This window comes from Rhizobacter sp. (genome assembly GCA_021153565.1).
Classification (GTDB): Bacteria; Pseudomonadota; Gammaproteobacteria; order Burkholderiales; family Burkholderiaceae_C; genus Albitalea.
The window spans coordinates 1-5,202 of sequence record JAJKJU010000230.1 but is presented as its reverse complement, the minus strand read 5'-3'; the positions used below and the strand labels follow the sequence as shown (position 1 = coordinate 5,202).

At 62.7% G+C, this 5,202-nt stretch carries 5 protein-coding genes; 2 read left to right on the top strand and 3 right to left on the bottom strand.

Translation table 11 applies throughout. From position 1 onward, the window contains the following. Window positions 1-531: 531 nt before the first annotated feature. On the top strand, window positions 532-894 hold the full coding sequence (locus tag AC30NL_RS14695; protein ID WP_489464743.1) for a hypothetical protein: 363 nt from the start codon (window positions 532-534) through the stop codon (window positions 892-894). On the opposite strand, the gene AC30NL_RS14690 is transcribed toward AC30NL_RS14695, so the two are convergent. The 3 genes from AC30NL_RS14690 to AC30NL_RS14680 all read right to left on the bottom strand — a co-directional run bounded on the left by AC30NL_RS14690 (window position 895) and on the right by AC30NL_RS14680 (window position 3,605). Continuing rightward, on the bottom strand, window positions 895-1,140 hold the full coding sequence (locus tag AC30NL_RS14690; protein ID WP_489464742.1) for a hypothetical protein: 246 nt from the start codon (window positions 1,138-1,140) through the stop codon (window positions 895-897). Between the two features lie 170 nt (window positions 1,141-1,310). Then, window positions 1,311-1,583, bottom strand: a complete 273-nt coding sequence (locus tag AC30NL_RS14685) for a hypothetical protein (protein ID WP_489464741.1) — start codon at window positions 1,581-1,583, stop codon at window positions 1,311-1,313. Window positions 1,584-1,727: 144 nt separating this feature from the next. Next, a complete protein-coding gene (locus tag AC30NL_RS14680) occupies window positions 1,728-3,605 on the bottom strand; it encodes an NEL-type E3 ubiquitin ligase domain-containing protein (protein WP_489464740.1) in 1,878 nt (625 codons plus the stop codon). A gap of 273 nt (window positions 3,606-3,878) precedes the next feature. Here AC30NL_RS14680 and AC30NL_RS14675 point away from each other — a divergent pair, with 273 nt between their 5' ends. Then, a complete protein-coding gene (locus AC30NL_RS14675) occupies window positions 3,879-4,034 on the top strand; it encodes a hypothetical protein (protein WP_489464739.1) in 156 nt (51 codons plus the stop codon). Window positions 4,035-5,202: the final 1,168 nt, after the last annotated feature.

Here is a 5,202-nt window from a genome sequence, read left to right as displayed (position 1 = left end):
TGAGGCGCACGCGTTGTCGCACCGGTGGTGCCTGCTGGTCGAAGCGTCGGGCTCGGCGGCTGGGGGCTGCTTTGTTCCAGGTGACTGGGAGAACTGGATGCGCTGGGAAACCGGGGAAGCATACTGGGTCACTCTGCGGGTGGGTTGCGCTGCTCCAGCGCAGATTGATCGACCTTGATCGGGCGGAGCGACGGCTGAAGACAGCCAAGTACGCCACGGTAGCGCTTGACCGGTATCGCACAACGGGCGAGGGCGAAGCGGTGTATATGCAAGCGAACGGGCCCGGGTAGCGCATTTGTTTGCCCCCAGCTTCTGGCAGTCCGAACGAGCCTGCCCCGCGCTCGCGGCCCGAGGACCTTCCGTCGCGAGGCAAGAGTGTCCCAATCAGCTGGCGCGCTTTTGGCGCAGTTCAACATCCACAGCGCTCGCGCGGTGATGACAGAGCGCGAAGTGGCTTTCGGAAGCGGCCGCGGTTTCAGGTATCACATCGGGTCCTCCACGATGCCTCCACCGTTGCCCGAGGAAGCGTGCATGGTCAATCGCCCTGACAGCGACGTCGAGATCGAGCGCTTGCAGCTGCGCTTCGCCGGCGCACGCGTGAGCGACGATCGCGCCGTGCGGCGGCTGATGCAGTCCATCGACGCGTGCGGGCAGCTCGTCGCATGCATCGCGGTGGACGACGACAGCGCCCAGGCGGTGGCGACGACACCGCTGGTGCTCATCGACGGGTATCGGCGCGTAGCGGTTCTGCGCCGGCTCGGGCGCGACACCGCCCGCGTGCAGTGCTGCAGCGGCACGATCGGCCAAGCGCTGGCGCAGCGGCGCAGCAGCTGGCGTGCGCACAATCCAGGGCGATGGCCGCGATCGAGCAGACCCTGCTGCTGCGCGAGCTGATCAACACCCAGCATCGTGATGAGCGTGCGTGAGCATGAGGTGTTCGACGGCGGCGGTGAAGAACTCCATGCCGATCTCCAGCGCTTCGGGCCACAGCGTGCTTCTGTGCGCCTGATCGAAGGCGTACCACAGCCCGGCGCCTTCGCTGGCGAGCCTGAAGCCGGCTGCGTAGGCCATGGGAAAGAAGAACCGCGCGTGGGTCCAGCCCGAGTTCGCCGGAAACTCCTGCTGGTCGTAGCCCTGCAAGCAGGTGGCGCCAGTCCTGGGCGTCTAGCGCGCCGCGAAACGCCAGCTCATGCACCATGAAGCGCGAGAGGATGTGCATACTGTTGCTGCGCTGGAAGGTGGCCGTCTGGCCGTGCAGTTCGGGCTGGCCGACGAGGACCACGAGCAGCGTCTTGCCCCATTGCTGAAGGTCATCGTGCGTCGCGCAGCCACTCGTATTCACAGTTGCTGAAGTTCTGCGCTTCGGCGGCGAACAGCAATATCTGAGTGGCGTTCTTGGCATCGGCCATCTCGCACATCCGATGAATCAGCCGCTGGTGCATTTGTTCAGCGTCTCGACCCGTGCGCGCCTTGTGGCGCACGGCGGCGAGGAAGTTGCTGAAGAAGGCGGTCTCCGAGGGCACGCGCTTGAAGCGGCAGCGCAGCGTGACTACCTTGAGGCTGTGGACTTGAAGGCGTTGCATCCACGGCAGTCGCTTGATGGCGGCCGGCTGTGGCGTACCGCTGAGCCCTGCACCGGCATTTCACGCTCCCTGCAGCGTCGCTGCCGCCACCGATTACACAACTTACCTCGCACCGGCGCACAGTTCAAGAATTAAGCGAATGTCTCAAGCGGTAGAGCCCTGGATCTCCTGCAGTTCTTGGCCGCCTTCGGCCGCCAGATGCAGCAGCAGCGCATTCTCCTCATCGGCACACTTCGCCTCGAACCGCCGCGCCTCCTCGGCGTACTGCGCCTGGCCTTCCAAATCTGGGGGCGGATAAAGGCTGTAGAAGGGATCTTTACTTTGCTTTTTCGTCAAGCCAGTGAATTCCTGTGCATATAGCGCCTTCATGCCGGTACGCCATGTTTCGTGGCCCAGCAGGAACTTGCCGCGCTCCTGAGCGTCTGCAGCCTGGGCCCTCACCTCCTGTGCCAGCATGTTCAGCTCTCTTTGCCCCAAAACGCTGCAGCGGCGGAATCTCATCGCGGATGTTGTGCTCACCGGCAGCTGAAGTGACTGGCGTAGGGCGACCTTGGCATGAACCATGGTTTCCAAAGGTTCGTCTGTTAGCGCATTGCGCTCCAACTCCGGCAGGTCGAAACGCTGGAGCTGAGTGTCGATGAAGCGGTGCACTGCGCTTTCGAGCAGCGACATCCGGAACAGCGATCCTGCCCAGTCGTTGAGCTGCTTCGCGTTCACTTGGCCACTCTCCACGGCCCGCGCCATCCAATGGTTGTCCACGGCCAAGCGTATCTTGGAGAAGCCTTCGGCCAAGTTGTCGCCGCAACTGCCTAACGCGTCTTCCGCGAGTGAGAACACCTGGGTTCGCAAGTCGGCATCATTCGCGATGGCATGGATCACGAACGAGACCTGCGCCGCGGTTTGCTCAGGGGTCGCTGACGTGCCGTGCGGGTCTGGTACGCGCAGGCGAGCGAGCAGGCGAGCAAATGACGCCGCATTATCTTCGTCATCGAAGGCATCCACGGATTCGATTGGCTTGCCGGTGAGGTGGACCCAGGCTTGGATCTCGCTGCCCAAGGGGTCGTGCTGCTGGGCGAGATCAGCCTCCAATCCGTTGATCTCGTCGTCATCGAAATAATGCAGCATATGCGTCACCACCCGGTCCGAGACTGGACTTAGCCCATAAAGGCTTTCGATCTCTTGGCGGAGCTCGGGCGTGTTGTCCAGCAACGAGACCAGCATTTCTGCCGCCATCTTGATGCGGAATTCAAGGTCCGGGCGTTGAACAGCCAGGTCCACCAGCCTGAAGACGTCCGCTTGCTGCGGGGGGGCGGGAATGCCGAATTCGGCCAGGATATCGTCGGGCGCAAGCGCATCGGCCGGCACCTGCAAATTGGTGCGGGACGTAACCGCAGCGGGCCACACCAGCAAATCGGCAGACGGTGAACGAGGCGGGCTTGCGTGCATCTCAGGGGTCCCTGACGTGCCGTGCGGGTCTGGTACGCGCAGGCGAGCAAATGACGCCGCATCATCTTCGTCATCGAAGGCATGCACGGAGTCGATTGGCTTGCCGGTCAGCTGGACCGAGGCTTGGATCTCGCTGCCCAAGGGGTCGTGCTGCTGGGCGAGATCAGCCTCCAATCCGTCGATCTCGTCGTCATCGAGCTCATCCAGCATGTACGTCACCACCTGGTCCGAGACTGGACTTAGCCCATAACGGCTTTCGATCTCTTGGCGGAGCTCGGGTGTGTTGTCCAGCAACGAGAGCAGCATGTCTGCCGCGATCTCGATGCGGGATTCAAGGTCCGGGCGTTGAACAGCCAGGTCCACCAGCCTGAAGACATCCGCTGGCTGCGGGGGGGCGGAAATGCCGAATTCGGCCAGGATATCGTCGGGCGCAAGCGCATCGGCCGGCACCTGTAAATTGTCGCGGGACGCAATCGCATCGGGCCACACCAAATCGGCAGACGGTGAACGAGGCGGGCGTGCGTGCATCTCTGGCTGCGGCGAACCGGGCACCGTGGCATTCAGGTCCGGCAGCATCCAAGGCGCCGGACTGGCACCGCGTGGGGGTCGCGACGATGGTCCGGCCTCCATGTCGTCGGACATGGCGCGCCGCGGTGGTGACAGCGGTACCGTTGCTTCGAACGCCCCCGCAGTGCGAGGCCGCACACGCCTTGGCGCGGCGCTATGCGGGTCCGGGTCATGCGGTTCGGAGCTGATCTCGCGCGGCCTGACCGTGCCTGTGTTGCGTATTGGGTCCATTCCAGATTCTCTTGGCAGGCTGCACGTGCCTCGGTCTATCGGCGCGAAGTCATGATTGCCAATGCGAAAGTCGGACTGCATTCCGGGCAAGGCCGGGGGGTGCCTGTGCTGCTGTACCTGTCGTCATCGATGCTTGAAGCCCGGTTCGATCCGAACGTGGGTGTCCGGCGCTTCAACGAGCACGGCTCGTACGTAAAGCGGCGCTAGGCCACGCCTTGAAGAGATGCTGATCGGAGCCAGAAGGAAACTTCCAACGCACCTGGTAGGTCTGGCAGGCAGGCATTGTGACGATGCCACGAGCTCGGGCGGTGGCGTGCGCGCTGCCCTTATCCACCGGGCGCCGCCGGCTAAGTGACGGCGATAGTACCCATGCAGACGGCCGCACAAAGCGGCAGCTCGGACACGGTGCCGCGCGAACGGTACTGTGAGCTTGTACCAGCATCGTTCCTCGTCGCTCAACGCGGTCGACGACCCGCTTGCCCACCTGGCGAGACCGCGATCAACTACCCCGACAGCACTGGCAATCAATGTCTCATGAAGTGCAGAAGTGAGGTCTCTTCGGGTGAATCAAGCCCTTCAGCTCGGGGTCGCGTACCAATGTGCATTCCATTAAGGGTGGCATATCCAGGCCATTTCGGTTCCTTCGCCAACGCTTCGCATTCCTGGGCATGGCACGTTTGTGGGTCGGCAAAGATCGTTGCTTCGTTTCGATGGATCCGATGCAAGACATTGCGGTTCGCGATGTTCTGGAAACGGAATTGAGTTCGACATGGCGGCCTGGGAAACCCTGGGTTGCCGGCTCCCTCGTGCAGTCACGCGGTCACAGACTTCCAGAGGGCCAATGGGTCCCATCACCTGGCGCAGCCATCGGCGGGTGACCTTCAGATCGAACAGCCCTCCCTCGTCCGACGCGTCCATTGCAAACGCTTCGTCCAACCCTGCGCTGGCCTTGCCCTTTTGCTCGTAGACGAACTTGCGGCTTACGCCATGCTTCGGCGGCGAGATCCGTGATCGATTCCGAGTTCGCCAACGCCCGAACGGCCAGGTCCATGCGTTCGCTCTTGGGCAGCCTCGCCGCCACACTCCCGCATCGATTCATGCTCACGCCTCAGCTCAAAATGGGGCGCAGGTGTCGGCCATGCCACCCACCCGTCTTCCAGCTCTTCGGGCCCGTGGACGGGTAACCCTTGGTTGAACCACGCCCGAAGCTTTGTCTGCTGCTGACCAGTTCTACTCACTCGCCGTCTGATCTCAAATGGTCTGCCGGGCTTCGCTGGCCCGACGTCCTTATTGCGACAGAACCCGAGAAAGGGTATGTCTTTGCTCCTCTGTCCCGAATCGATTCAAGTAAGCCTCTCCAACAGAACTGAGTTGA